Annotated in this window: 26 protein-coding genes and 3 pseudogenes; 14 read left to right on the top strand and 15 right to left on the bottom strand. The window is 69.7% G+C overall.

All coding sequences use genetic code 11. From position 1 onward, the window contains the following. Nucleotides 1–47 precede the first annotated feature (47 nt). Together ACFVX6_RS18000 and ACFVX6_RS17995 are read left to right on the top strand one after the other, a co-directional pair. Complete coding sequence (locus ACFVX6_RS18000) at nucleotides 48–602, top strand: hypothetical protein (protein ID WP_389692499.1); 555 nt, start codon at nucleotides 48–50, stop codon at nucleotides 600–602. Between the two features lie 171 nt (nucleotides 603–773). Continuing rightward, nucleotides 774–1,166: a hypothetical protein gene (locus ACFVX6_RS17995; RefSeq protein ID WP_389692497.1), complete on the top strand. Its 393-nt coding sequence runs from the start codon at nucleotides 774–776 to the stop codon at nucleotides 1,164–1,166. A 256-nt stretch (nucleotides 1,167–1,422) separates the two neighbouring features. Here the strand turns inward: ACFVX6_RS17995 and ACFVX6_RS17990 are convergent, their stop codons facing one another. Next, a complete protein-coding gene (locus tag ACFVX6_RS17990; RefSeq protein WP_250740213.1) occupies nucleotides 1,423–1,875 on the bottom strand; it encodes a DUF4442 domain-containing protein in 453 nt (150 codons plus the stop codon). Between the two features lie 95 nt (nucleotides 1,876–1,970). Here ACFVX6_RS17990 and ACFVX6_RS17985 point away from each other — a divergent pair, with 95 nt between their 5' ends. After that, entirely contained in the window at nucleotides 1,971–3,032 is a 1,062-nt protein-coding gene (locus ACFVX6_RS17985; RefSeq protein WP_389692495.1) for a hypothetical protein, read from the top strand. 169 nt (nucleotides 3,033–3,201) lie between these two features. Then, nucleotides 3,202–4,479 (top strand): MFS transporter, encoded by a 1,278-nt coding sequence (locus ACFVX6_RS17980; RefSeq protein WP_389692602.1) that lies wholly within the window; start codon nucleotides 3,202–3,204, stop codon nucleotides 4,477–4,479. 97 nt (nucleotides 4,480–4,576) lie between these two features. Here the strand turns inward: ACFVX6_RS17980 and ACFVX6_RS17975 are convergent, their stop codons facing one another. The 9 genes and pseudogenes from ACFVX6_RS17975 to ACFVX6_RS17935 form a co-directional block, all read right to left on the bottom strand. Continuing rightward, entirely contained in the window at nucleotides 4,577–5,368 is a 792-nt protein-coding gene (locus ACFVX6_RS17975) for a spermidine synthase (protein WP_389692600.1), read from the bottom strand. Between the two features lie 67 nt (nucleotides 5,369–5,435). After that, entirely contained in the window at nucleotides 5,436–6,317 is an 882-nt protein-coding gene (locus ACFVX6_RS17970) for a patatin-like phospholipase family protein (RefSeq protein WP_389692598.1), read from the bottom strand. 125 nt (nucleotides 6,318–6,442) lie between these two features. After that, a pseudogene (locus ACFVX6_RS17965) lies at nucleotides 6,443–7,366 on the bottom strand (GTP-binding protein); the annotation flags it as partial. 118 nt (nucleotides 7,367–7,484) lie between these two features. After that, nucleotides 7,485–8,027: an NUDIX hydrolase gene (locus tag ACFVX6_RS17960; RefSeq protein ID WP_389692493.1), complete on the bottom strand. Its 543-nt coding sequence runs from the start codon at nucleotides 8,025–8,027 to the stop codon at nucleotides 7,485–7,487. Nucleotides 8,028–8,031: 4 nt separating this feature from the next. Next, a complete protein-coding gene (locus tag ACFVX6_RS17955) occupies nucleotides 8,032–9,153 on the bottom strand; it encodes an adenosylhomocysteinase (RefSeq protein WP_389692491.1) in 1,122 nt (373 codons plus the stop codon). 16 nt (nucleotides 9,154–9,169) lie between these two features. Then, nucleotides 9,170–9,619, bottom strand: a complete 450-nt coding sequence (locus ACFVX6_RS17950) for an ATP-binding protein (protein ID WP_389692489.1) — start codon at nucleotides 9,617–9,619, stop codon at nucleotides 9,170–9,172. A gap of 117 nt (nucleotides 9,620–9,736) precedes the next feature. Beyond that, nucleotides 9,737–10,582, bottom strand: a complete 846-nt coding sequence (locus ACFVX6_RS17945) for a helix-turn-helix domain-containing protein (RefSeq protein ID WP_389692487.1) — start codon at nucleotides 10,580–10,582, stop codon at nucleotides 9,737–9,739. Further along, complete coding sequence (locus tag ACFVX6_RS17940; RefSeq protein ID WP_389692485.1) at nucleotides 10,579–11,331, bottom strand: DUF6879 family protein; 753 nt, start codon at nucleotides 11,329–11,331, stop codon at nucleotides 10,579–10,581. Before ACFVX6_RS17940 ends, ACFVX6_RS17945 begins: the two co-directional genes overlap by 4 nt. 162 nt (nucleotides 11,332–11,493) lie before the next feature. Continuing rightward, complete coding sequence (locus ACFVX6_RS17935; protein ID WP_389692483.1) at nucleotides 11,494–12,429, bottom strand: major capsid protein; 936 nt, start codon at nucleotides 12,427–12,429, stop codon at nucleotides 11,494–11,496. Between the two features lie 644 nt (nucleotides 12,430–13,073). On the opposite strand from ACFVX6_RS17935, the gene ACFVX6_RS17930 reads away from it, so the two are divergent. From ACFVX6_RS17930 to ACFVX6_RS17920, 3 genes are all read left to right on the top strand, one after another. Next, nucleotides 13,074–13,238: a hypothetical protein gene (locus tag ACFVX6_RS17930; RefSeq protein ID WP_389692481.1), complete on the top strand. Its 165-nt coding sequence runs from the start codon at nucleotides 13,074–13,076 to the stop codon at nucleotides 13,236–13,238. A gap of 210 nt (nucleotides 13,239–13,448) precedes the next feature. Continuing rightward, nucleotides 13,449–13,685, top strand: coding sequence for a small ubiquitin-related modifier (locus tag ACFVX6_RS17925; protein WP_389692479.1), 237 nt, complete (start codon nucleotides 13,449–13,451; stop codon nucleotides 13,683–13,685). A 114-nt stretch (nucleotides 13,686–13,799) separates the two neighbouring features. Next, a complete protein-coding gene (locus ACFVX6_RS17920; RefSeq protein ID WP_389692477.1) occupies nucleotides 13,800–14,021 on the top strand; it encodes a hypothetical protein in 222 nt (73 codons plus the stop codon). 2 nt (nucleotides 14,022–14,023) lie between these two features. Here ACFVX6_RS17920 and ACFVX6_RS17915 read toward each other — a convergent pair whose 3' ends face one another. From ACFVX6_RS17915 to ACFVX6_RS17900, 4 genes and pseudogenes are all read right to left on the bottom strand, one after another. Beyond that, nucleotides 14,024–14,371, bottom strand: coding sequence for an HNH endonuclease (locus ACFVX6_RS17915; protein WP_389692475.1), 348 nt, complete (start codon nucleotides 14,369–14,371; stop codon nucleotides 14,024–14,026). Between the two features lie 961 nt (nucleotides 14,372–15,332). After that, on the bottom strand, nucleotides 15,333–16,829 hold the full coding sequence (locus ACFVX6_RS17910) for a recombinase family protein (protein ID WP_389692473.1): 1,497 nt from the start codon (nucleotides 16,827–16,829) through the stop codon (nucleotides 15,333–15,335). A gap of 49 nt (nucleotides 16,830–16,878) precedes the next feature. Next, nucleotides 16,879–17,145, bottom strand: a pseudogene (locus ACFVX6_RS17905) (GTP-binding protein); the annotation flags it as partial. A 343-nt stretch (nucleotides 17,146–17,488) separates the two neighbouring features. Beyond that, nucleotides 17,489–18,220 carry a DNA alkylation repair protein gene (locus ACFVX6_RS17900; protein ID WP_389692471.1) on the bottom strand — a complete coding sequence of 244 codons (732 nt, stop codon included), beginning with the start codon at nucleotides 18,218–18,220 and terminating at the stop codon, nucleotides 17,489–17,491. Between the two features lie 49 nt (nucleotides 18,221–18,269). Here ACFVX6_RS17900 and ACFVX6_RS17895 point away from each other — a divergent pair, with 49 nt between their 5' ends. The 5 genes from ACFVX6_RS17895 to lnt all read left to right on the top strand — a co-directional run bounded on the left by ACFVX6_RS17895 (nucleotide 18,270) and on the right by lnt (nucleotide 22,532). Next, nucleotides 18,270–19,007, top strand: a complete 738-nt coding sequence (locus ACFVX6_RS17895; RefSeq protein ID WP_389692469.1) for a TVP38/TMEM64 family protein — start codon at nucleotides 18,270–18,272, stop codon at nucleotides 19,005–19,007. A 48-nt stretch (nucleotides 19,008–19,055) separates the two neighbouring features. Beyond that, on the top strand, nucleotides 19,056–19,934 hold the full coding sequence (locus ACFVX6_RS17890; RefSeq protein WP_389692467.1) for an undecaprenyl-diphosphate phosphatase: 879 nt from the start codon (nucleotides 19,056–19,058) through the stop codon (nucleotides 19,932–19,934). A gap of 113 nt (nucleotides 19,935–20,047) precedes the next feature. Further along, a complete protein-coding gene (locus ACFVX6_RS17885) occupies nucleotides 20,048–20,224 on the top strand; it encodes a hypothetical protein (protein ID WP_266876352.1) in 177 nt (58 codons plus the stop codon). Between the two features lie 69 nt (nucleotides 20,225–20,293). Then, the gene (locus ACFVX6_RS17880) at nucleotides 20,294–20,773 is read left to right on the top strand and encodes a nuclear transport factor 2 family protein (RefSeq protein WP_389692465.1); all 480 of its coding nucleotides are present in this window, start codon (nucleotides 20,294–20,296) and stop codon (nucleotides 20,771–20,773) included. 46 nt (nucleotides 20,774–20,819) lie between these two features. Next, nucleotides 20,820–22,532: an apolipoprotein N-acyltransferase gene (gene lnt, locus ACFVX6_RS17875; protein WP_389692463.1), complete on the top strand. Its 1,713-nt coding sequence runs from the start codon at nucleotides 20,820–20,822 to the stop codon at nucleotides 22,530–22,532. Here the strand turns inward: lnt and ACFVX6_RS17870 are convergent. Continuing rightward, nucleotides 22,456–23,361 carry a Gfo/Idh/MocA family protein gene (locus tag ACFVX6_RS17870; RefSeq protein ID WP_389692596.1) on the bottom strand — a complete coding sequence of 302 codons (906 nt, stop codon included), beginning with the start codon at nucleotides 23,359–23,361 and terminating at the stop codon, nucleotides 22,456–22,458. The two genes, lnt and ACFVX6_RS17870, sit on opposite strands and share 77 nt — an antisense overlap. An 85-nt stretch (nucleotides 23,362–23,446) precedes the next feature. On the opposite strand from ACFVX6_RS17870, the gene ACFVX6_RS17865 reads away from it, so the two are divergent. Beyond that, nucleotides 23,447–23,968: a DinB family protein gene (locus tag ACFVX6_RS17865; RefSeq protein ID WP_389692594.1), complete on the top strand. Its 522-nt coding sequence runs from the start codon at nucleotides 23,447–23,449 to the stop codon at nucleotides 23,966–23,968. Between the two features lie 72 nt (nucleotides 23,969–24,040). After that, a pseudogene (locus tag ACFVX6_RS17860) lies at nucleotides 24,041–24,303 on the top strand (hypothetical protein); the annotation flags it as partial.

Raw genomic sequence — 24,303 nt, 5'->3', positions numbered from 1 at the left:
GTTTTCTCGTGCAGTTGCCGCGCGACAATCCCCCGAAGGAGAGCGTCATGTCCACGCCGCCGAGCCCGGACCAGATACCGCCACAGCCCACCTACGGGTACCCGCAGCCCGGATTGCCCGCCGCCCCGGCGTGGCCGGCCCCCGCCGCACCGTCCAACAAGTGGCCCACCTCGGCCAAGGTCGTCACCGGCTGCGCCGCGGCGGCTCTGGTCATCATGGGGACCGTACTGGCCACCGTGTCCCTGACCGGAGGCACCGAGAACAGCACGGCCGCCGCACAGGAGACCTCGACACCCAGCCCGACGCCGACGCCGACACCCACGGTCACCCCGACGCCGACGGTCACCCCGACGCCGACGCCGGTGCGCCCGATCACCCCCACACCGAGCCACACCTACAGCTCCACCGACGAAGCGATGGCACGCCTGGGGTGGGCGGGAATGGACGCGGCAGGACACAAGACGGTGTGCGACGGCTACCTCATGTTCAGCCGGGAAAAGCTCATCGAGACCCTCGGGAAGTCGTACAAGGAGAGCGGTATCACCGCCAACCCCGGAGCCATGTACGACATCGTCATGGTCCAGGAATGCCCCAAGCCCTGATGTGCTCAGCGTCTGAGCAGAACGTCATTTCCCCTGGTCCTTGGGGCGCAGCGTCCAGACCACGGTCCTTGGGGGTCCTGGATCTTGCACCTGGGGCGCATTCGGCGAGTCCGTCGCCGACTTGGACACTTCCACCACCGGCAGCCACAGCACCCGCCGAAGGAGCACCACATGAGCGACCACCAGGCCCTCGTCCTCAAGCTCAGCGCCCGCAAAGAGCTGGACTGGGACAAGCGAATCGACCCCTTGAACCGTGAGGCCAACGGGTGGAAGGAGGGCATGTCCCTCCAGGACGTCTACGACACCAACCGCGGAATCTGGCGGATCGCCGCCGAGAAGCTCGCCCCCTGCGAGTACGTCCTGTTCTGCGCCTACGGCCAGGTCCGCCTGATCATCAAGCGCACCGGCCACGAGATCGTGCGCCACCCCCTGACCAACATCAGGCACCGCGTCCTCGAGGGCGACATCGTCACCGAAGGCGACATCCACACCAAGTGGTTCGGAGCCGACACCCCCGTCTTCAGCACGAACGCCCGCCTCTTCCACGGCTTCATCAGCCTCTGATCCACCGCGTCGGACGCGCCAGGCCCCGGCGACACCGAGTACGCGGCGTCGCCGGAGAACGGCGTGCGGATGCTGCGGCACCTCTGCGCAACGAGGTGGATCGCGTCGGGCGGGTCGCCGGTCGACGTGGCCGACCGGCTCGGGCACGAGGACCCGCTCATCGCCTTCGAGCGATAAGCCCACGGCCGGAACGGCGCGGGTGATCGCGGGTCCAGCGCCGTGGACGCCTTCCTTGGCGCTCCTCCACGTGTGCCGACTACGCGTTGGGGCGCAGCGTCCAGACCACGGTCATCTCGCCCGTCACGGCCTCGTCCTCGCGCTGGATGGCGATGGTGACGGGGAACTCCGGGCGGCCGCCCGCGTCGAGTTCGGCGACGACGTCGGCGGCCGGGCGGCCGAGGGTGGCGGTGGCCGTCACGACGCCCTTGGCGAGCTTCTTGTAGCCGATCTCCGCGCTCACCGCGAGGGGCACGGCGCGGGAGAGCTGGTCGCCGAAGGCGGCCAGGACGATCGCGCCGCTCGCGGACTCGGCGAGGGTGAACATGGCGCCGGCGTGCGGGCCGCCGAGGTGGTTGTGGAAGTCCGGCTGGTCCGGAAGCCGGACGACGGCACGCTCGGGGGTGGTCTCCAGGAACTGGAGGTTCAAGGTCTTGGCCATCGGCACGGTCGCGGCGAGCAGTTCGCCCACGTTCATCTGTTCAGCGCTCATGGAGAGCGATGTTACCCGCGAGTAGTCACCCTTGGCCATACCCGACCGGGGGTGGCCGTGGCTCCCCGCCCGCACTCCCACTATCGTTACCGGCCATGTGGCCAGGACAGCAGCAGCCGCCCGGGGGAGAACCCAACCCCCAGGACGCGCATCAGAACCCGTACCAGCAGCAGCCGGGAACGCCGAACCCGTACCAGCAGCAGCCGCCGACCGCGGCGTACGGGGAGCAGCAGCAGCCCGGCTACGGGTACCCGCAGCAGCCCCCCGCTCCCCAGGGATGGGGCCAGCAGCCCCCGACCGTTCCCGTACCCCAGTGGGGCGGCACGCCGCCGCCCCCGCCCCCGCGCGGCGGGAGCCCGTTCTCGACCAAGACCGTGGCCATCGTGGCGGCCTCGGCCGTCCTCGTGACGGCCGCCGCCACCGGAGCGTTCGTCCTGACCCGGGACGACGACACCTCCAACCAGGCGGACGACAAGCCGACCGCCTCCCCCTCCGCCCCAGCCTCCTCGGCCGCGCCCGCCCCGGCGAGCCCGAGCGCCAACCCGCGCGGCGGCGCCGAGGCCAAGCCCGTGATCCCCGGCTGGAAGGTCGTCCTCAACCCGAAGTACGGCACCGCCTTCGACGTCCCGCCGGACTGGGAGGTCAAGTCCTCGGGCCTGTCCATCGGCTTCGAGGACCACGCCAAGAACGACGGCTCGCCCCTGGTCATGATGGGGGCGCCCGCCATCCTCAAGGAGGACTGGTGCAAGGTCGACGCCGACAAGGACGGCAAGGAGGATTCGACCGAGCTGGCGAGCACCGGAACCAAGGGCGGCATGGGCGCGAAGGGCACCGCCGAGGCCGCGTACAACGAGGCCGGCAACTGGGCCTTCGCCGCGTACGCGCAGAAGGCGCCGAAGGGCACCACCAAGGTGGTCGAGGCCAAGGAGTACACGACCTCCTCCGGGCTCAAGGGCCACATGGCGACCGCGACCGTCAGCGGCCTGCCCAAGGAGAACAAGTGCTCCACGGACGGCAAGTCCATCGCCTTCAGCTTCTTGACCACCAACGGTGACCTCTCCACCTGGGTCCTCTACGGCGCCGCCGGCGTCCAGGGCGAAGTGAGCAAGGAGACCTACGAGAAGATCCTGAGCAGCGTCCGCCTCCAGGCGAGCTGATCCACCCCGCTCTCCCTCCCGGGCCGGAAATCCGTTTGGATTCCCGGCCCGGGACGGGGATAGTCCGGAGGTGAGTTCTTCCCCCGCCTCCTCCCCCGGTCCCGCCCGTCCGGCTTCCACCCGCCGCAGCTCCCGCCGCAGGCCGGAGTGGGCCGGCCGCAACTACACCCTGCTGACGGGTGCCGCGGTCATCACGAACCTCGGGAGCCACGGAGCGCTCATCGCGACCGCCTTCGCGGTCGTCCAGGCAGGCGGCTCCGCCGGCGACGTCGGCCTGGTGGCCGCCGCGCGTACGCTGCCGCTCGTCCTCTTCCTGCTCATCGGCGGAGCGATCGCCGATCGGATCCCCCGCCACCACGTCATGGTCGCGGCCAACGCCCTCAACGGCATCTCGCAGGCCGTCTTCGCCTTCCTCGTCCTGACCGGCGATCCGGAGCTGTGGCAGATGATGCTGCTCACGGCGTTGTGCGGCACCGGTACGGCCTTCTTCAACCCGGCGGCCGAGGGCATGCTCATGGCCAGCGTCTCCGGCCCGCAGGCCAACCGCGCCTTCGCCCTCTTCCGGATGGCGATGAACGGCGCCGGTGTGGGCGGAGCCGCCCTCGGCGGAGCCATGGTCGCCTTCATGGGCCCCGGCTGGGTGCTCGCCGTGGACGCGGCCGCCTTCGCCGCCGCCGGAGCCCTACGGGCCTTCCTCGACGTCGGCCACATCGCCGAACGCGCTCCCGGCGGCGGCCTGCTGACCGATCTGCGCGAGGGCTGGGTCGAGTTCAGGAGCCGCCCCTGGCTGTGGAGCATCGTGCTCCAGTTCTCCGTCGTCGTGGCCGTGGTCGGCGCCGCCGAAGCGGTCTACGGGCCCCTGGTCGCGCTGGACCAACTCGGCGGGGCGGCTCCGTGGGGCGTGGCCCTGGCCTTCTTCGGCCTCGGCACCATCGGCGGGGCCGTCCTGATGATGGTCTGGAAACCGCGCCGCCTGCTGCTGGCCGGCACCCTGTGCGTGTTCCCGCTGGCGCTCCCCTCCGCGGGACTGGCGGTGCCGCTGCCGGTGTGGGGGCTGTGCGTGGTGATGTTCGTGAGCGGAGCGGCCATCGAGGTGTTCGGCGTGAGCTGGATGACGACGATGCACCAGGAGATCCCGGAGGAGATGTTCTCCCGCGTCTCCGCCTACGACTGGTTCGGCTCGCTCTCGATGCTCCCGCTGGCCACGGCGGTGGCCGGGCCGGTCGAAACCGCGATCGGCCGCACCTCCGCCCTCTGGGGCTGCGCGGCCCTGGTGGTCGTGGTGACGGCCGCCGTCCTCCTGGTCCCGGACGTCCGCCACATGACCCGCAAACCGTCCGGCGCCATCGGCCCCGGCGCAGGCGGCCCCGACCTGGCCAAGGCGAGTCCGGCCGCCGCCGGCTCCGCCGAATCCAGCCCCGCCGCCTCCAGCCCCGCCGGCGTTTGAGGCGACTCTTCGGCCCCGCCGGCGTTTGAGGCGACTCTTCAGCCCCGCCGGCGTTTGAGGCCACTCTTCGGCCCCGCGCAGCGGCCGGCGCGCGCCGTCAGCCGAGGCTGAACGCCCCCTCCGGCGGCTCGGGCGAAGCCACCGCGTCGGCGTCGGACACCGGCCGAGCCCCCCGCATCAGCCGCGCGAGAGCCGCCCCCGTCTCCACCCGCGCGGGAAACACGTCACCCGCGCACACCCGCGAGAGCTCCGCCACCGGCAGCTCCCGCTCCGAGGCCAGCAGCACCGCGTTCCCGAACCGCCGGCCCCGCAGCACCCCCGGCTCCGCGATCAGCGCCAACTCCCCGAAGGCCGCTCCGAAGTTCGCGAGCTGCCCCCGCAGGAAACCGAACGGCGCCCCGTCGGCGAGGTTGGCCACGTACACCCCGCCGGGCCGCAGCACCCGCGCCACCTCCCGCGCGTACTCCACCGAGGCGAGCGAAGCGGGCACCCGGGATCCCCCGAAGACGTCCCCCACCACCACGTCCGCACTCGCGTCCGGCGCCGCGGCCAGCCAGGCCCGCGCGTCGGCGACGTGCACCGTGATTCCGCTCCCGGCCGCCACCGGCAGGAACTCCCCGACCAGCGCCACGAGCCCGGCGTCGAACTCGACGACGTCCTGCCGCGACCCCGGCCGGCCCGCCGCCGCGTACCGCGGCAGGGTCAGTGCGCCGCCGCCCAGGTGCAGCAGGTCCAGCGCGGCCCCCGGCTCGCCCACGCAGTCCAGGACGTGCGCGAGGCGGCGTACGTACTCGAACTCGAGGTGCTCCGGGTCGTCGAGGTCCACGTACGACTGCGGCGCCCCGTCCACGGTGAGCAGCCAGGCCCGCTCCCGGTCGATGTCCGGCATCAGTTTGGCGGTGCCCTGGGCCACGTCCCGGATCACCGGGATCTGTTCGTCACTCACCGCACCATTGTCAGGCCCCCGGAGCCGCCCACACCTCGCGCGCCTGCTCCACGTGCTCCGCGGCCTGCTCCAGCCCCGCCCGCGCGGCGGGATCGCGGCGCCCGGGGTCCAGTACGTTGCGTCCGAAGACCTTGCGGGCCTGCGACGACGGGGTGATCAGCAGCACCTTCGCCCCGGCCTCCCGCAGTCGCGCGGCCTGCGCCGCGGGCGAGGGGATCAACCCGGCGCCCGTGGCCATCGGCGCGAGGATGACCACGCGCCCGTAGCCGGAGGCGAGGTCGGCGTTGGTCGCGGAGCGGATCCCGCCGTCGACGAACCGCCGTCCCGCGACCGTCACGGGCGGCCACACCCCGGGTACGGCGCAGCTCGCCGAGACGGCGTCGACCAGCCCGGCCTCGCTCCCGCGCTCGAAGGCGGCGAGTTCGCCGGTCAGTGCGTCCACCGCCGTGACGACGAGGCGCCGCTCGGGCCAGTCGTGCGACACCAGCCGGGCTTCCAGCACCTTGCGGCGCACGCCCTCCGGCTCCGTGTCGGCGGCGAGGGCGAAGGCGCCGATCCGGCGCCGGTAGGACTTCGCGTCGCGGGAGCGCACCATCGCGACGGCGTACCGCCCGATCAGGGAAGCCCCCAGCTTCGCGGGGAGCTCCCCGCCGGGGTCGCCGAGCTGGCGCTCGTACAGCTCCTGCGGGGTGAGCAGTCCGGAGGTGAGCTGCGCGCCGACGACCGAGCCGGCCGAGGTCCCGACGACGAGGTCGGCGCCGGTCAGGTCGACGCCCGCGCGGGCGAGTCCGTAGAGCATCCCGGCCTCCCAGCCGACGCCGGTCAGCCCGCCGCCGCCGAGCACCAGAGCCGTGCCCTTGCCCTCCCCGCCGCCGCCGTCGCCGCCGCCCATGCCGCCGTCGCCCATGCTGCCGTCTTCCACGAACTGCTCCCTCCCCGCATGCCTGTGGTGACGGCAGTCTGGCGCAAGCCGACCACCGCCACCACAGCGGGTACCGCCCGGCCGCTACCGGCCCGCTATCCGACCTCGGTCACCGTCCCGGCCCCGACGGTGCGCCCGCCCTCGCGGATCGCGAAGCCGAGCCCGCCCTCCAGGGGGACGTCCCGCCCGAGCTCGACGGTCATGATGACCGTGTCTCCCGGCCGGGCCGGGCCCGCCTCGCCCAGGTCCACGTTCCCCACCACGTCGGCGGTGCGGATGTAGAACTGGGGCCGGTAGCCGGTCGCCACCGGCGTGGTGCGGCCGCCCTCGCGGGCGGACAGCAGGTACACCCGCGCCGTGAAGCGGCGCCTCGGTACGACGCTGCCGGGCGCGGCCACCACGTCCCCGCGGCGCACCGCGTCGCGGGGCACCCCGCGCAGCAGCAGCGCGACGTTGTCCCCGGCCTCGGCGGACTCCATCGGCTTCCCGAAGGTCTCCAGTCCGGTGACCACGGACTCCACGGCCGCGCCCTCGCCCCCGCCGCCGAGCAGTGCGACGCGGTCGCCCATGGCCACGGTGCCCCGCTCGACGGCGCCGGTGACGACGGTGCCGCGACCGGTGATGGTGAGGACGTTCTCCACCGGCATCAGGAAGGGCGCGTCGGTGTACCGCACGGGCATGGGCACGTACGTGTCCACGGCGTCGAGCAGGGCCTCGATCGACGAGGTCCACTGCGGGTCACCGTCCAGCGCCCCGAGCCCGGAGACCCGTACGACGGGGGCTGCGTCCCCGCCGTAGCCGTGCGCGGTGAGCAGCTCGCGGACCTCCAGCTCTACCAGGTCGGTGAGCTCGGGGTCCCCGGCGTCGGCCTTGTTCAGCGCGACGACGATGTGGTCGACGCCCACCTGCCGGGCGAGCAGCACGTGCTCGGCGGTTTGCGGCATGACCCCGTCAAGGGCGGAGACGACGAGGATCGCCCCGTCGAGCTGGGCCGCGCCGGTGACCATGTTCTTGATGTATGTGGTTGGTTCACCCTTGCATGACTTTAGCTGTGTCGAGCAGGCATGAGAAGAGCCCCCGTTCGCCGGCCGCCGGAACGGGCCGTGAACGGGGGCGATCATGAGTTGGTGACGCGCTTCAGCGAAGGGCGGCGGCCACGCGAGCACGCAGCGTCTCGTCAGCGAGGGTGTCGACGCCGCGCCACGCGTACCCGCTGACTTCCTCTTCTTGGAGCGTCACGGTCTGGTTGCCAGTCGCGCGGAAGACGTACCGGAAATCCGCGTGCCAGTGGGCGTCCTCGCCCTTGCTGTCGTTCGCGGGGATCGGGTGTACGTCGATGTGCACGGGCGTGGACTGGACGGGGGCGAGGCTGAGGGTCACTCCCGTCTCCTCGACCAGTTCGCGGAGCGCTGCGCCCAGCAGGTTCACGTCCTCGGTCTCAAGGTGCCCGCCCGGGGTCAGCCACTTGTCGAGCGCGTTGTGATGGATGAGGAGCGCCTCGCCCCGGTCGTTGACGAGCACAGCGCCCGCAGTGACGTGGCCGCGAAACTCCTTGCGGCTCGTCACCTCTGCCCCCTGATCCAGGAGCTCGACCAGCGGGGCAAGCGCGTCCTTGTCCTCGGGATACGCGTCGGTGTACTCGGCCAGGGTGGTACGGATGTGGTCTGCCGTGATGGGCATTCGATCACCTGTTGTAGTAGTGGAGCCAGGTAGCCGCAATGGCTTCCCGGTCTGCTGTGGGCACCTCGTACATGCCTGCGTCCAGCCCGCCGCGAGCCAGCATGGCCGCGCCCGCGAGGATCTCGGCCTGAACGAGGAAGATGAACGGTCCAACGCTCGCGCCGTGGATGAAGTTGACGGCCTCGCCGCCATTCAGCAGATAGAAGTAGTGCCCGGTCGTGCTGTAGCGGCTCACGTGCTCGCCAGCACTCTCGCGGATATAGCCCGAGGGCAGTCCGCTCAGCTCCAACTCATCCTCAGAGCTGGTCACGGTTGCTACGTAGGCCCCGTTCTTGAGCTGCGGGAAGTCCTCGCCGTGCAAGGACAGCGCCCCCGTCGCGCAGAGAACGAGCCCCGCTGTGGCTATGGCCCGGTCCCGGTCCCGGGCCACCTCGAAGCCCTGTGACATGGCCTGTGCACGCCGTACGGGGTCGATGTCGTAGACGATGACCCGCACGCCCTTGACGTGCAGCAGACGGGCGATGCTGGACCCGAGCTTGCCGAACCCGAGGACCAGGGCCGGGCGCCCGTGCAGGATGTCCCCACGCTGCCGTAACAGCGCTTCAGCGGAGAACACGACGGACTGCCCGACGAGGAAGTCTTCCGGGTCCTTGAGCGGCGAGCGAGCCACGGACACGACCGGGCACGGCAGCTTGTCCCGCTCGGCGTAGCGCTTGTGTCCGTTCTCGGTGTCCTCGACCACGCCGAGGATGGTCCCCGAGAACCGTTCGCACAGCGCGTCGAGCGAGGGAGCGAAGTACCCGCCCACGTCGAGTAGAACGACACTCTCGCCGGCCGCCCTGGTCTCCAGGTACGTCACGGCCGTGTCGGGGTCGCTGAACATGTCGCGGGACAGCTCGTCGCACGCCACGGTCCGTTCGATCTCTCGGCGAGCGCTGGCGTGGATGGACTTCGGCTTGGGCAGAACGGCCCGCAGGTGCGACACCTTGCCCACGGCCCCGACGAACGCAGGGCGCTCGGGCAGCAGATGAGTGATCAGCAGCGAGGACGGACGTTCATGCGGTGTGAACGCTTCGGCGAGCTTGCCGAAATACGTGTCGAGCCGCGCACGATCGGCTGATTCCATGGGTGCCCCTTCTCTGTCAGCGGTGGAACTCGGTCCAGACGGCTTTGCCGGGGTTCCGTGCCTGCACGCCCCATGCGTCCGAGAGCGCGGCCACCAGCAGAAGCCCCCGCCCGGTCGTCGCGTCGGTGCTCACATCGGTTCGCGGGAGGCATGGCATCGGTTCGCCGCTGTCGTGCACCTCTGCCCGAATGACTGGTCCGTCGTGCACCAGCTTCAGCAGGAAACCGCGCCCAGGTGGTACTCCGTGACGGACAGCGTTGGCCGCGAGCTCGCTCACGCACTGCACGATCTCGTCCGTACGGCTGTCCACCTGCCAGTCCACCAGGGCGAGCCGGGTAAAGTCCCGGGCTCGGGGTACCGCCCGGAGCGTCCGCAGGTAGAACCGACTACGGGATGGCGGATCACTCGGCGCGATCGTCTCGGGCCCGTGTGTCCTTCCGCCGCCCCAAGAGACAGGCAGCGTCATTGCGCTGCGCCTGGTGATGTTCGTACTGTCTCGGCCCACCGTCCCGCCCTTCACATCTGGCTCTGTGTGCCAGAACGCTAGGCAAGGTGGGGGAAGCCGGAGGGACGGTATTCGCGCTTATTCTCGCGGGCTCAAGAACTGCTTGGCTCGCGCGAGCGCACGATGCGCGTCGGCCCCGTAGATAGCATTCCTCTCCAGCGCCTCCCACGCACGAACGTGCAGCGCAACGTCCTCCGGATCGTCCAACCACATCTCGGCGTGCCATGTTTCGGTGATCACGAGGTTGTTGTCATGCATGGAGAACCCGACTCCGGGGGGCACGTTCAGGTCCGCTTCGAACGGCACGATCCCTACCCTGACGTTCCCCGGACCGAGCCGTCCCACGATCCGGTCAAGCTGCGCGGAGAGCACAGAGGGCGGACAGGGACGGGCACGCAGGGCTCCCTCCCAGACGAGGAAGTGAAATGACCGGCTCTGATCGGTGAGGATGTCCTGCCGCCCCATACGTGCCTGCACGGCAGCTTCTATGTCCCTGGGGGCGGTATGGATCGTGGAGTACCGGGTCAGGACGGAACGCGCATAGTCCGCAGTCTGCAAAAGCCCCGGTATCAGTGCGGGGTCGAAGCTGCGGCGGGAGCGCGTCTTCTGCGCTTGCGCCCAGTGCGCTTCCTGCACGGCGCGGTATCCGCCGACCAGTTGGCGGCGCCAGGATCGGTACTGCGTCTCCAGCCCACGCAGTCGCCCGACCAGTTCACCTGTTGCCCCTGGGTGCCCGGTGGCCCCGGCCCATGCAATGAGATCGGCGACGGTCGGCGTCTGCTTGCCGTTCTCCAGCTTGCTGACCTTGGACTGCCCCCACCCGAGCCGTTCTGCTAGTTCGCGGCCCACGAGCCCACCCTCGGTGCGCAGCTCCCGTAGGCGCGCACCGAGGGAAACCCGGGCTTGCTGAAAGTCCGTACTCACTCAGCGGACGGTACCTGAGCCGCGAACTCCCGGCAGGGGACTGCGTGGTGCCATGCAGCGTCCCGTACCTGGCAGGCCCGCAGCACCTCAGCTGGTTCAGTGATCAGCTCCATGCCGATGGTGCGTTCACCCTCGAAATGGAAGCGCGCAACGGTGCGGGAGTCGAAGAGCCAGAAATCCGAGAGGTTCACGCCGTGGCGCTCGGCATCGTCACGCCACAGGTGCCGGATGTCCTCGCCGGCTGCCACGTTCGTCCGGGCGCACGCGAGAAGGTACTGCTGCCCGGTGGTCGGCGGGTTGTCCACGATCCGAACCCGCTCGAACCGCTTACCGTTATCCACCATGCGCCGCACGTTGGCGAACCACGGGTGCCCGACTTCCCCGGCGGTGTCACCGGTCCGTAGGAACTCCTGGTAAGACGGCATCGCTTGGTCGGATGCATACCCGCCCCGGGTCTCCAGTCGCCATGCGGTGTGCTCGAAACCGTCGTTGATGAACTCGCTGATCTTCTGTTGCGGAACGAATTCCGGCACGTGCGTGACCTCCCTCGGGGAGAAGTTCGCCAGCAGCGCCCGGGGGACGACGACGAACGCTTCTCCCTCTTTGACGTACTTGAGCTGCGCGACGTCCATGGGGTCGGTCACAGCGTCCCCTTGCACGAGAACCTCCCCAGTCTCCAGGTCCTCGTACAGCGTCGGGCAGTCGCCCACTCCGGACGTGCTCCCGAGGACCCGCAGTCGCCTGGCCATGGCTGTTCCCCTCGTCGTCGGACACAACAGCGCAAGCATGATGATCCGGGGAGGCGTCCGTCCGGGGTGATTCTTGATTATTCGCATCCGTGGCAACACGCAGAAAGCCCCCGCACCCGTCACCCCGCGAAGGGAGACGAGCACGGGGGCTCTGTGGGTCTGTCAGCCGTTGAGTACGTTGGCCAGTCGGGCTGCGGCCTTGCCACCGAACAGGGCCAGACCGCAGTAGAAGTCGATACGGGTTCGATAGACGGGCTTGTCGTGGGACTCGCCCAGGTCAGTCGCCTGCACGCCGCCGTTGGTCAGCCCGGTCACTCCCGCGTCGGCCTCGGTGGAGCCGAAGCGGACGGCGTAGATGTCACCGGTCTGCTTACCGCCCGTCCCGATGCTCAGGGGCAGCACGTCCGTACCGTCCAGCTTCTGACCCGCGTCCAGCATCGGAATACCGTTCCACATCACGGCGCGCTTACCGGCAATCTCTGACGTCAGCAGTTCGGAACCTCCGAGCCGGCGGAACCCTGAAGCGATCTTGGCCCGCACGTCCGCGTTCATGTAGAGCGCGCCGTTCGAACCGTCGATGCCACGGACCCGCGCTGTCAGTGTGTCCAGCGCATCAAAGAACTCATAGCCGTTTGCCACCGGACCGAGACCCCTGGCATCGGCGACCTGCGTTCCGAACAGTCGCTTACGCAGGCCATCGAACCCCTTGGGGTCCACCGTCACGTCACCGTTGAAAAACTGATCCGAGAAATGGATGGAGGCAGCCTTGACCTTCATCATGACCTGAACGGCTCGCTGGTCGTTCAGGTTTCCGCGCGTCTGGGCTATGAACTTGTCCACGTCGGCATCACCACCCAGGATGGCGAGCGTCTCGATCTTCTGGTTAAGCGTTCCGGTGCTCTCCGGGTACGCCTCGGTGACTGCACGGAACGAGACACCCGGGAGGGTGGACTCTTCGTTGTACCGGTAGGCGTTTCCGGCAATCTTCATCAGCGGGAGCCGGTCCAGAATGGGTGACTTCTGAACGAACGTCTCAATAACCCCGCGCTGCAACTGATCCTGCGAGAGCTTGGCGGACTCGGCAAGGGTAAGGCTCATGAATTTCTCCAAAATTGATTGCGGATAGATTTAGCAGTGAAATGGGATTTCCATTTCACTACACAGGAAAGGTGTAATTAGCCTTGGGAGTTTTTTGCCTCCCTGCCGCTCGGGAAGGAGAGGGGCTGACGCCCTCCCCCTGGTCAGAACGGCGGGAGCTCGCGCGATTCGCGTCGTGAACGAGCCTCAGCAGCGAATCCGCCCGGTTGATTGCGTGCTGTCTCTCGGTTGTGACACGAGACGCACAGCGGACGAAGATGACGTGACGCGTCAGGGTTCGCGTCGCCCCGTGCGATCAACTCGCGTCGGGACAGCGGGAAGTGATCCGCCACGTTCGCCAGACGGCCACACAGCGCGCACCAGGGATGCCGGTACAGGTAGGCACGTCGGATGCGCTGCCAACGTGTGTCATAGACAGCGCCACCACGTGACGCACGGTCCGCGTTGGCCTCGCGCTCATGCTCGACACAGCGTCCGCCGGCTCGGGTGAGCTCAGGGCAGCCGGGTACCGAGCACGGGGGGCGGGGTCTGCGGGGCATGGGATGGTCGCCGCCGATCTGTCAAGGAGTAGTGGCGTCGTGACGGAACGTCATGCCATGATCTGCCACGGCCAGCAGGGTGCCGACCAGTGAAGGAGATGGGCCATGTCTGACCAGGTGGACCAGGCGAAGCTGGACCCGACGAAGGTGACCCGCGTGGCGCTGGAGAACGCGGGGTCGATCGCGGGCCTGATGCTCACGACCGAGTGCATGATCACGGACCCCGAAGAGGAGAAGGGCGGCATGGGGTCGGCCGACGTAGCGACGTGATGTGATCCCGATCCCGGTGCGGCCTTCCCCGAGCCCGCGCCGGGGCATCGCACTGTCCAGCTCAGGACAACCGGGTATCGAGCACGGGGGGCGGGGCTTTCGGGGCATGGAGGATCACCTCCGATCCGTCAAGAGTGATGGTGCGGTGACGGGGTGTGATGTCATGAACCGCAAAGGTCGGCAGGGTGCCGACCAGGAGAGGGGTGTCACGTGACGGACGCCGGACACATCAACGTGAAAGTCGTTGGCCAAGATCAAGCCGAGATCTATTTCAAGATCGATCGAACTGTTCAGTTGCAGAAGTTGATGGATTCCTACTGTGAGCGGCAAGGTAAGTCGCGTTCATCCGTACGGTTCCTCTTCGACGGGACTCGCGTGCAACCCACCAACACCGCGACGCAGTTGGACATTCAAGAGGGCGACACGATCGACGTGATGGCTGAATAGATCGGCAGATAAGGCCGTCTCTGAAGCGCCCGCCCCGGTACAGCGCGCCGACACTGTGCCGGGGCGGTGGTCTGTCCGGGCGTGACCCAGGCGCGTCAAGATCGTTAGCAGCGCATGAACAACACCAAGCGCGTACTTGCCGCTATCGCCCTCGCAGGGGCTGCACTGTCCCTCGGCTGCTTCGCTGGGTCTGCGGTCGCAGAGCCGAATCCGCCAATCGACGTGTACGGCGGGGCATACCGAACGATTGCAGTGGACGTTGTTCACGCAGAGACTGCGGCCAACCTGGGCAATATCGACTTCGGCAGTGCCACGATGACAGGCGACAAGGGCTAGTCCTAGAACGGCGGACCAGCGGTCCCGAAATCCTCGCGCGTCTTGAGTCGATGGCACGGACGGCACAGCGTCTGTACGTTCCCGTCCGTGTCCATCCCACCCAACGCGAGCGGCTGTATGTGGTCCACGTCGATGTTCGACGCGAGGACATGCCGACCACAGCGCCCGCACGCCCAGTAGCCCGACTTCCGGATGATCCGGCGGAGCCGAGCGGCAGCGCTGTTGCCCCGTGCGAGGACTTCCCGACGCTTCCGCCGAGCCCGTACCGCAGGACGGTCCTCGTACGCCCGGTAGTGGGGCTCACAGCGGCCCCGATGGGTCGCAGGCTCCGGACAGTCGATACAACGCATGCGGCCCCCTTGTCGGAGTCATGTCTTAGGTTGGTCGGATGACTACAACCAATGAGGCAGCCGAGCCCGCTCCGGGCTACCGCCGTTTTGCCGGACGCTGCCAAACGTGCGGTCTCGGTCTCCAGTGGGAGGCGTACAGCCGAACCGCACTTGTCGACAGCAACGGACAGACGTACTGCGAGCCGGTACGTGGGATGCACGTCGTCGACTAGTGCCCGCCCGAGGACTTGAACCCCGGAACTCTGCGGCCGATATCCCCGAGTCGGGGCCGGTACCGCGCACCTCTCACCGTTGGGTCAGCGGGCCGTAAGTGCGCTACCAGGTAGCGTCAGTTTTGGTTGACACGGTCTGGTGCTCGCCGTGCTCCTGGTGCTCGTTGTCCTCGCCGGCGAACCGGTCCGAACGTGGGGACCACACGCGCTTACAACCCCTTTCGGCACGCTCCGGAGAGCGGGATACTCATGGGCGGTGTGGTCCCCGCACGCGCTGCCTCACGACTCCTGCGGCCACCCCCGTAACGAGAGGGTGCGTGGTGCATGGGCAACGCCAGTAGAGAGAGTGGGCACTCGGTCCGCCGTTCACTCTGCGGTGGGGTGCGCGGTAGTCCCGCTCCCTCTACTTGTTGTCGGGACGGACGGATTCCCTTGGTCTCGCGGTGCATCACCGCTACCGGGCTCACCGTCTCCCTACTAGTTGTAAGGACGCAGGGATTCCCGCCGGACCGAGAGTGTGACGATGTGACGCACAGAGGGTGTTCCTAGATATCTCTTATAAAAATAGAGAGAACATAGGACAGGGCCCTTGTACGTCACATCGTCACGCGTACCGTCCGCTGTACCTCGCCGGCTCGGGCCGCGTCAGTCGCGCTGTGGCGCGAGGGGCCCTGTGCGCCTGTCTGCGGGCATGGGAAAGCCCCAGCGGTCCGAGGGGACTACCGGGGCGGTGCAGATCAGCTTCAGGGCTACACCGGGTGCCCAGTGTCCGTGACTTGAGCCCAGTAGATGTCGCATCTGGCGTCACCGTCGAATAGCGCGCCACGGCGTGACGCCTGCGTCACGATGATTTCGTCGATGGCGACTCGGAGGAGGTCGCGGCGCAGCGAGGTGTCCGCTGCCTCCCACGCTGCGTCGAGCATCTCGTGGTCGTCGAACATGCTGAGATCCACACGAAGGCCTGCATAGCTGGCCGCGTTCTCTTGCGCCGAGCGGAGAGTCTCCTCCGCCTCGCTGACGAGCCGGGGGAAGTGCTTCCCCATGGTCCCGTTGTAGAGCCCGGCTGCACGGTCGTTGGCGAGCTGCTCAATGGCGGCCTCAGCCGCCTTTACTGCCGCCACAGCTTCCCGCGCCTCCTCGCTCGCTTCGGGAACCGTCAGCGCTGCCCAGCGTTCGGCCACGGCGATCATCAGCGGGTCGAACATTTTGGCGTAGGCCACCTCTGCGAACCAGCGGGAGAAGACGTAGTCCTCTATGCGCTGCCGCATGGCTGAGGCGGGCGCTGGGCACGGCTTCCCCATGGCGTGGCCGTTGCAGACGTACGAGCGGCCCATGGTCGGCATCCTGGACCCGCAGCCGGCGCAGCGCAGGAGGTCAGTCAGCAGGTGCGACGCGCGTCCGACCCGTGTGCCGAGTGCGCCCCGCTGATGGCCTGCCTGTACCCGCCTGGCCCGTTCGACGGTCTCCGCCGGAACAGGGTCGACGTCGGCAGCCATGACACGTAGACGCTTGCCGGAAGTATCCCGGTAGGCCACGGGCCACGTGTGTGCGCGGGAGAGGGCTACTACCTGCCAGCCCTCATATACGGGGTTGGCCACGATCCGACGGACCGTCGACGCTCCCCAACTGCCGCCCCGGGGGGAAGGGATGCCATCGGCGGTCAAGCCACGAGCCACGGTGCGGGCCGACCTCCCGTCGCCGATTTCCTCCAGGATGCGCAGCACGACACGCCATTCCTGCGCGTGATACAGCTTGCCATCCGCGTCCTTGCGCAGTCCGTACGGTGCAGCCGCCAGCCATACGCCCTTGCGGCGCTGAGTGTCCTTGGTGTCGCGTACTCGGTAGGACAGCAGGTCGGACGACGACTTCGCCCGCTCGGCATCCATGATGATGCGTTCGCGGTCACGAGGGTCAGCGCTGTCGAGCCGCTCGTAATCGAAGATCAGACGCGTTCCGGCATCCAGAAGTCCGGCGACTACACCCGCACCCTTACGGCTGAACCGGTCCACGGCGTAGCACCAGAGCGCCGGAACCTCCTTACGCTTCAGTGCGGAAAGGGCAAGGTCGAACTCAGGGCGCCTCGTGTCGGTCCACGCGCTGAGGTTGTCCTTCCAGACCTTCCGCACCCGGTAGCCGTGCTGGTCAGCCCACGCGCGGCCCCGGTCCTCCTGTGTTTGGAATGTCAGCGCCTCGACACCTTCGCGCACGATCTTGCTCTTGCGGAGGTACAGGTCTATCTCTTCCACGTTCCCCACCCTGTGACGGTCGGATCCCATCATGACAGGGTGCGCCGACCACATAGTCGGCGTGGCCCGGCATGTCCACGTGGGCGTAGTGCCGGGTGTCGGTCTCGTACTCGACGTGCGTGAGGTTGATGGTGATGCCGCGCCGGGCCTCCTCGGGGGCCCGGTCGATCCGGTCGAACGGCACGAAGGAGGCGCCGCCGCGCCCGGCGAGGACCTTGGTGATGGCGGCGGTCAGCGTCGTCTTGCCGTGGTCGACGTGACCCATGGTGCCGATGTTGAGGTGCGGCTTGGTGCGCACGAAGGCCGTCTTGGCCATGATGTCTTCCCGTGTGATCCGAAGTTGGAAATACGGGACCCCCTGAGCGAACCGACCCTCCCCCTGTGGGGTCCGCCGGACGATCCGGGAAGGGTCAGCTTCGTGCGCCGTCGAGTGCGACTGCACCTACGGCGAGTTCTGCGGGGACGGCAGCCTTCGGCGCGTCCGCGACTGCGGACGGCGCTGCGGGGAAGGCGTGCCTGGACATGCGGTCGATCCTGCCGGAGCGGGCGCGGCGGGGCCAATGAATTTCGGGCCTCCGGTCGGCACTTGCGCCGGGCCGGTCCGGACGTGCGCCCCGTCGGCGGTCGCAGGGCCTACGCCCCACCGGGCGTCGCAGGCCCTAGGGCCCGTCGATGTTCTTCAGCGCCTCGCGCACCGAGAGCGGGGACAGCGACTCCCGCTCGGCGGCGACGAAGGCGCGTACGGCGTCGGGGGCCGTCTTGGCGTACTCGCGCAGGCACCAGCCGATGGCCTTGCGGACGAAGAAGTCGGGGTGCCCGCCCTGGCGGCGGCAGTAGGCGAAGAGCCGGTCGGCGTCGGTCGCGGACTTGTACCGGAGCTGGTGGAGCAGGGCGGTGCGGGCCACCCACAGGTCCTCGTCCCCGATCCACTCGTCCATGACGGCGGCGAGCGCCGGGTCCGCCGCCACGAGGGGCCCGACCGTGTGCGCGGCGAGCAGGTCGACGGTGTCCCACCAGGGGACGGTCACGATCAGGTGCCGGACCACGGGCAGGAAGCCGGAGGAGCAGCGGGAGACGTGCCGGCGCAGGTAGTCGACCGCGAAGTAGCGGTACTCACGCTCCGGTAGTTCCCAGCAGCGCAGCGCGAGGGCCGCACAGTCCGCTTCGGACGGTTTCGGGGTGTTCTCGGTCACGGACCGGGACAGCACGCGACGCAGCGGGGTGGGGATCCCGAGGAAGGGCGAGACGTCCTTCATGTACGCGGCCATGGGCCCGGCCCGCCCCGCGTCGGCGGCGGCGCCGTAGGACTCCGTGAGCCGCGCCAGCAACAGGTCGGCCAGATCGCTGTGCGGAACCCGCGCTTCGGTCGGCCGCCGGTCGTTCGACTGCATGAGGCCCAGATTACGGCGCTCGGACAGGGGGGTCGGTTAGTCTCCCGGAATGTCCCTCCTCCTCGCGCCGTGGACGCGGCTCTCGCTGCTCGTCGTGATGCTCCTCGCGGCCGGCGTCTGCGTCGTGCTGTTCGAGCCCCAGCGCCTGCTCTCGGAGGGCTGGCCCCCGGGTCTCCCGGTGGGCACCGCCGTCCTGCTCTTCGCCGCGGCGTACGGGGTGTGCACGGCCGCCCTGGTGCCGCGCCCGCTGCTGAACCTGGCCTCGGGGGCCCTCTTCGGCTGCCAGTTCGGCCTGGTCGCCGCGGTCGGCGGCTCGGTCATCGGCGCGGGGATCTCCTTCGGTCTCGGCCGGATGATGGGGCGTGACGCCCTGCGTCCGCTGATCCGCGGCCGTTGGCTGCAGGCGGCCGACGACCAGCTGGCCCGGCACGGCTTCCGCTCGATGCTCGCGGTCCGGATCTTCCCCGGCCTGCCCTTCGCCGTGGCCAACTACGCCGCCGCGCTGTCCCGCTGCGGCTGGCTCCCCTTCCTCCTCGCCACCGCGATCGGCGTGGTCCCGAACACCGCCGCGTACGTGATCGCGGGGGCCAGCGCCTCCTCCCCGACCTCCCCCGCGTTCCTCGCCTCGTTCGGCTTCATCGCCCTTTCCGCGGTGGGGGCGGCGGTCGTCGCCTGGCGCAAACGGCACCGGCTGGCGCCCGTACGAAGGCCCGAGCGGCCCGTGTCCGCGCGGGAACTGACGGCCGTACACCCCCCTGTGGTCACGGCCGCACCTCACGGGCCCTAGCATCGGACGCGAACTGCCCGACGATCACAAGGACGAGCGCACCCCGACATGAGCTGGTTCGAATCCCTAATCCTCGGTCTCGTCCAGGGGCTTACGGAGTTCCTCCCGATCTCCTCCAGCGCCCATCTGCGGCTGACCGCGGTGTTCGCCGGCTGGCAGGATCCGGGAGCGGCCTTCACCGCCATCACCCAGATCGGCACCGAGGCCGCCGTGCTGATCTACTTCCGCAAGGACATCGCACGGATCATCTCCACCTGGTTCCGCTCGCTGTACACGGCGGCGCTGCGCTCCGAGCAGGAAGCCAAGATGGGCTGGCTGGTGATCGTCGGCTCGATTCCGATCGGCGTCCTCGGCCTCGCCTTCAAGGACCAGATCGAGGGTCCGTTCCGCAATCTGTGGCTGATCGCCACCACCCTCATCGTGATGGGCATCGTGCTCGGCGTGGCCGACCGGCTGGCCGCGCGCGACGAGGAGGGCGGCCGGCACCGCGCCATCCGTGAGCGCAAGACCCTGAAGGAACTGGGCGTCAAGGACGGCCTCATCTTCGGTCTCTGCCAGGCGATGGCCCTGATCCCGGGTGTGTCCCGCTCCGGCGCGACGCTCTCCGGCGGTCTGCTGCTCGGCTTCACCCGTGAGGCCGCCGCCCGCTACTCCTTCCTCCTCGCCATCCCGGCCGTGCTGGCCTCCGGTCTGTTCGAGATCAAGGACGTGATGGAGGACCCGGGCCACATCGAATGGCCTCAGACGATCTTCGCCACGGTCATCGCCTTCGTCGTCGGCTACGTGGTCATCGCCTGGTTCATGAAGTTCATCTCCAGCAAGAGCTTCATGCCCTTCGTGATCTACCGGGTCCTGCTCGGCATCCTGCTGTTCGTCCTGCTCGGCATGGGTGTCCTCAGCCCCCACGCCGGCGAGTCGGCCGGCTAGTACGGCTGCACTCACCGCTTCGCGTGAATCGGAGGCCGCCCGGGAACGTTCCTGGGCGGCCTCCGCGTCGTTGTGGAGGGAGAGACCTGAAGACGAGCAGCAGGGGGTGTCCCATGGGTCGAGTGGTGCTGGAGCGGTTTCCGGCCGGAAGTCCGAGGGGGAGTTGGCCGGCCGAGGAGTACGCGGCGCAGCGGACGCGCGAGGGCGTGCCCGCGGAGGTGGTCATGGATCTGGCGAGCGACGCGTACCTCGTGGTGGTCCGTCCACGGGAGGCGCGTTCCGGTCACTGATCCGGTGCCGGGGCATCCGGGCCGCGCACGCCCCTTGGCCTTCGCGGCCCGCGCCCCCACACTGACCCGATGACGCAGCGTGTGGACCTTGCGGGCGTGATGGACCGACTGGCGATCGACGAGCTGGTCACGGGGTACGCCATCGCCGTGGACGACGGGGACTGGGATGCGTACCGCGCCCTGTTCGCCCCGGGCGGGCGGGCCGACTACGCCTCGGCCGGCGGGATCGAGGGTCCGGCCGGAGAGGTCGCGGACTGGCTCGCGGAGACGATGAAGCTGTTCCCGGTGCGCCAGCACCTGATCGTGAACCGGCTGATCCGGATCGCGGATCAGGGCGGCTCCCCCGGTGACACGGCGGAGGTCCGGGCCGACTTCCTCAATCCCATGCGGCTCGCCGGGGAGGAGCCCGACGACGGCGAGGCCCCCGTGACCGCGCCCAACTTCGTCGCGGCGGGCCGCTACACCTTCGCCGTGGTCCGTACCGCCCGGTCCGGCTGGCGGCTGTCGCGGGTCACCGTCCACGAGAAGTGGCGGCACATGTCGTTCTGATGGTTCGACGGGCAGGGGTGTTCCACACTGGAAGCGGAGGCCCTTCATGGTGCTGACGGTCTCGGCGGTCTCGAAGCGGGTTCCGGGGTGGCGTGCGGCGGCGGCGGTCACCTCGGGGGCCCTGCCCTGCCTCGCCTTCCCCGCCCCCGCGCTGTGGTGGTTCGCCTACGTCGCCCTGGTGCCCTGGATCCTGCTCCTGAGGTCGGCCCCCACCGGCCGGCGCGCCGCCCTGGAGGGCTGGCTCGGCGGCGCCGGCTTCGTCTTCGCCGTCCACCACTGGCTGTTGCCCAGCCTGCACGTGTTCCTGTTCGTGCTGGCGGCGCTGCTGGGCCTGCTCTGGATCCCCTGGGCCCTGCTGGTGCGGGAGTTGCTGGGCAGACGGCCCGGCGGGGTCCGGGCGGGCGCGGCGCTGGTCCTCGTGCCCGCGGGCTGGCTGCTGTCGGAGCTGGCCCGGTCCTGGCAGGGGCTGGGCGGGCCGTGGGGGCTGCTCGGTGCCAGTCAGTGGCAGGTGGCGCCCGCGCTGCGGCTCGCTTCGGTCGGCGGGGTCTGGCTGGTCGGTCTGCTGGTCGTGGTGGTGAACTGCGCGGTGGTGCTGCTGCTCACGGCGCCGGGGGCGCGGGTTCCGGCGCTGGCCGGGGTAACGGCCTGTGCGGTGCTGACGGGGGCGGTGTGGCTGTGGGCGCCCCGGCCGGAGCTCTCCGGCGTGCTGCGCGTGGCCGTCGTACAGCCGGGTCCGGTCGAGGACGGCCCGGACAGCGCGGAACGGCGGTTCGCCGTCGGGGAGCAACTGACCGGGACCCTGGCCGGGCCCCTGGCCGGGCCCCTGGCCGGGCAGACGCCTGCGGGGGTCTCGGCCGGGCTCCGCCCCGACCTCGTGGTGTGGGGGGAGAGCAGTGTCGGCGAGGACCTGACGGCCCGCCCGGACCTGGCCCGGCGGCTCGCCGCCCTGTCGGCGCGGGTGGGGGCTCCGCTGCTGGTCAACGTGGACGCGCGGGCCGCCGACCGGCCGGGGATCCGCAAATCGGCGGTGCTCGTCGGTCCCGGGGGCCCGACCGGCGACCGGTACGACAAGATGCGCCTGGTCCCCTTCGGGGAGTACGTGCCGGCCCGCGAGCTGCTGGGCTGGGCCACCTCGGTCGGCAAGGCGGCGGACGAGAACCGCGTCCCGGGCGACGCCCCGGTCCTGATGGACCTGCCCGGCCGGGCGGACGTCCGCCTCGGCCCGCTGGTCTGCTTCGAGTCGGCGTTCCCCGACATGAGCCGCCGCCTCGTGCGCGACGGGGCCGCCGTGCTGATCGACCAGTCGGCCACGTCCAGCTTCCAGGACAGCTGGGCCCCGGGCCAGCACGCCTCGCTGTCCGCCCTGCGGGCGGCGGAGACAGGCCGGCCCGAGGTGCACGCCGCCCTGACCGGGGTCAGTGCGGTGCACGGCCCCTCCGGGGAGCGGATCGGGCCCGCGCTGTCCACCTCGGCGCGGACGGCGCGGGTGTACGAGGTCCCGCTGGCCCGGGGCACGACCCTCTACGTCCGCTTCGGGGACTGGGCGGTGGGCGCGGCGCTGGCCGCCCTGGCCGCGTACTGCACGGTCTCGGGCGCCCGCTCCGTACGGCTCCGGCGGCCCCTGGGGCGGCCCCTCGGGACTTCGGCCGGGGATCCGGCCGGAGCGGCCCTCAGGGAGCCGCTCAGGACGTCTGGTCCAGAGCCGAGCGCACGACCCGCTCGCACAGTTCGTGGGTCAGCAGCGCGTCGCGGGCGCTGAGGGTCGTGCCCGCGGCGACGGCCTCCAGGAAGGAGTCGACGACCTGCTCGATGCCGCGCTGGCGGGCCACCGGCACCCAGTCCCCGCGCCGCCGGACGGTGGGCTGGCCCTTGTGGTCGATGACCTCCGCGAGGTTGACGACCTGGCGCTTGGTGTCCTGCCCGGAGACCTCCAGCACCTCCTCCGTGGAACCGGAGAGCCGGTTCATGATGCCGAGCGCGGTGAAGCCCGTGCCCGACAGTTGGAGCACCACCTGGCTCATCAGGCCGTCCCGCACCACGGCCCGTACGTCGACCTGGTCGACCTCGCCGGGCAGCAGGAAGCGCAGCGTGTCGACGACGTGGATGAAATCGTCCAGGACGAAGGTCCGTACGTCCTCGGGCAGGCCGACCCGGTTCTTCTGCATGACGATCAGGTCGCGCGCGTGGTCGGCGCACTGCGCGTAGCCGGGCGCGTGGCGGCGGTTGAAGCCGACGGCGAGGGAGACCCCGCGTTCCTCGGCCAGTTCGACCAGGCGGCGCGATTCTGCGAGCTCGTAGGCGATCGGCTTGTCGACGTACGTCGGCACGCCCGCTTCAAGCAGCCGTTCCACGATCTCCGGGTGAACGGCCGTCGGGGCGTGCACGAAGGCCGCGTCGAGCTTCTGCGCGAGCAGCGAGTCCAGGTCGGTGTGCAGGCGTTCGGCCGGAACGCGGTGCTGGGCGCCGACCCGTTCGAGGGTGGCCGGGGTCCGGGTCTGCAGGTGCAGTTCGAGCCCCGGGCGGGTGGTCAGGACGGGCAGGTACGCCTTCTGCGCGATGTCGCCGAGTCCGATACAGCCGACCTTCACCGGGACCTCCAGGTTCGTTCCTTGTGGGAGTACGCAGCCTAATCGGTGGTGACCACGGACGCGTTCGACCAGGATGGGCCCCATGATGATCAGCGACGGATCCCACCGTTCCGAACCCTCCACCACGGCCGACGAGCGCGAAATGCTCGACGGCTGGCTCGACTACCACCGCTCCACCCTTGCCTGGAAGTGCGAGGGACTGTCCGACGCGCAGCTGCGCACGACCCCGCTGCTGCCGTCCGACCTGAGCCTGCTGGGGCTGGTGCGCCACATGGCGGAGGTGGAGCGGTACTGGTTCCGGGAGATCATGCTGGACGAGGAGCTGCCCGAGCTGTACAGCACCGGCGAGAACCCGGACGGGGACTTCCACTTCGCCGACGAGGACACCTGGGCCGCGGCCGAGCAGGTGTGGCAGACCGAGATCGAGCTGGCCCGGCAGGCCGCGGCCGGCCGCTCCCTGGACCTCGCCTCCAAGCCCGAGAGCCACCGCCGGGGCGAGGTGTTCAGCCTGCGCTGGGTCTACACCCACATGATCGAGGAGTACGCGCGCCACAACGGCCACGCCGACCTGCTGCGCGAGCACCTCGACGGCGCCACGGGCGAGTAGCCGTCACCCGTGCGGGGTGAATATCGGCTCCGGGTTTTCGCAACGGGGTCTTCGCACAGCAGAGTTGTGTGAGTGCATCCAACCCGAACCACGACAAAGCTGCTGCTCGGCGTCGCCTGTGCGGTCTCGGCCGTCTCCGGCTGCGTGAACGTGAACCCGGCCCCCGTGCAGCCGGTGCCCGCCCCCGGCACTCCGGGCGCGCCGCCCCGGCACGAGCCCCGCGGCGGGCCGGGGGCCGCGCCGGTGGTCGTCCGGGCACCCGCCCTGGAGGCGCTGGAGGCCGTGGAGGCGCTGCCCGGACGGCCGGCCGGGCCGGCACCCTCCACGTCCGGCCC

The organism is Streptomyces sp. NPDC058289, assembly GCF_042880975.1.
In the GTDB taxonomy this organism is placed as follows: Bacteria; Actinomycetota; Actinomycetes; order Streptomycetales; family Streptomycetaceae; genus Streptomyces; species Streptomyces stoeckheimensis.
Note: the sequence above shows the minus strand (reverse complement) of the source record. Positions and strands in the feature narration are given on the sequence as shown.